Source organism: Nostoc sp., from assembly GCF_035638895.1.
Classification (GTDB): Bacteria; Cyanobacteriota; Cyanobacteriia; order Cyanobacteriales; family Nostocaceae; genus Nostoc.
In genome coordinates this window covers 1-1,737 of the sequence record NZ_DASQZC010000525.1, presented here as the reverse complement: position 1 = coordinate 1,737, position 1,737 = coordinate 1, and the positions used below count along the sequence as shown (strand labels likewise).

The 1,737-nt window shown below is 41.6% G+C and carries 1 protein-coding gene; it reads left to right on the top strand.

Going from position 1 to position 1,737, the window contains the following annotated elements; all coding sequences use genetic code 11:
• Positions 1–19: 19 nt before the first annotated feature.
• On the top strand, positions 20–1,737 hold a 1,718-nt coding region (locus tag VE944_RS26055; protein ID WP_324983982.1), incomplete at its 3' end, for a hypothetical protein.

Below are 1,737 nucleotides of genomic sequence, written 5' to 3'. Positions count from 1 at the left end.
GATTAAGAAACTACTTCAGATGCGGCAGGCACTACAGTCGGCTTTTGAAAAGAACAATGTCTCTAAGCATAGTCGTAATACTTACGGCAGTCGGCTTGAACAATTTTTAAAATGGGCAGCACAACAGATTTGGTGGCCTGGTTCTCGTAAAGCTAAACTCAAATCAGAGTGCAGTCCATTTATGCGAACTCAGCATGGACCTACTTCAAATAGTAAACTTACAGAACGGATTGGCACTTATCGCAAATATATTCTCAAACCTCAAGAAACACCACCAGTTCTCCGAGCCAAACTAAATGAATTGCATGCATATTTGACAGAACCTTATTGGCCGGGAAGAATCCTTCAATCAGTAGAAAAGTCAACAGCCGATGAATATATGAAAAATATTAGGCTGTTTTTGGGTTTTCTTCATCGCTTCCAAAAAGTGCCACTTGAGCAGTTAAGTTTGGAATTAATTGTTCCCCTAATTACAGAAGAAAAGTTAGAGGGTTTGACAGTTTCACAGCAGAAGAAACTGTGGAAGTCTCACAAAAAAGCTCTGGAACAATTTCTGTGTAGTTACTTTCAATTTTTGAAAGATTTTAACTCCTCTGTTAGCCCACATACACAGATGGGCAAGCTGAATACTATTGTCACAATTGCCAAGTTCTTGTATGCACAAGAAGTTGAAACCGATTCGGATTATCGAGCAATTCCTCTTTTTAGCACGATTGATAATCGCTTCAAAGAAGTATCACTAGAATTAGAGCAATGGCGTAATAACAAGCATTCTGTTTCTGATTGGAATAAAAGGTGGCCAGATGTCCCTTTTGGGCAGACAGCACTACAGGTAATTCAAGAGCGTATTGTTGAACCGTTGCGCTGCGAGTGCAGACCCAGAAATCAACGGGGGGACTTCCGTCCGAGCTTTTCAATTGCCACCAGTTTTCAAAGCTATTTGAAGTGGGCATTGTTGGCTTATTTACCGGCTCGACGCCAAGAAGAATATCGAAAGTTGAAAATTGCATTATCCTGTCCAATTGAAAGACCAACAGATATTCCACCCGATGGGCTATATCAACCTCTGCCTCCAGATAATCAACGCGAACGTGGCAGAAATGGGATGGTGGCGGATAATTACCTTCACTTTACCTATAACCACGACAATCAGTACTACCCAAAAGGAATTTGGGTACTCTCCACAAACAAATATAAAACGATGAAAAAATATGGGGGGCAGTCAATTATTATCCCTAATCGTGAATTTGACGATGGGCATTGTTTTTACGATTATGTCGAGCGATTTTTATATGGATACTGGACAAATAAAGGGTATAAAAACACACTATTATATGATTGGTGGCAGCCAGAGAGCCAAGGTCGTCGAGGCAGGTGGTTAAGCAGTGGACGGATGGAATTTAATCCAATGGATGCTTGTTGCCTGCCAAGTAACAGTGAGTCAACATTTTGGGCTTGGGGATATGTGTTTGTAGTGCCAAAACATGGGATACCAGCTACCGCTTCTTCCTTTGCTAGAATTTTTGAAACTATCTCCCACCGTTTTCTTAAAAAACGCATCTCACCGCACATGATGCGTTATGTTTGGGCGACTTGGGGTCTTCAAGTTGGTTTGTCTGATATTGAATTGAGGTCGCTGGCTTACGCAATGGGTCATTCAGTAGAAACCTTGCGCCTGATGTACGAGCGTTGTACTCCTATGGAGAAACGACGACCAATTGAAGAAGCTATAGCACA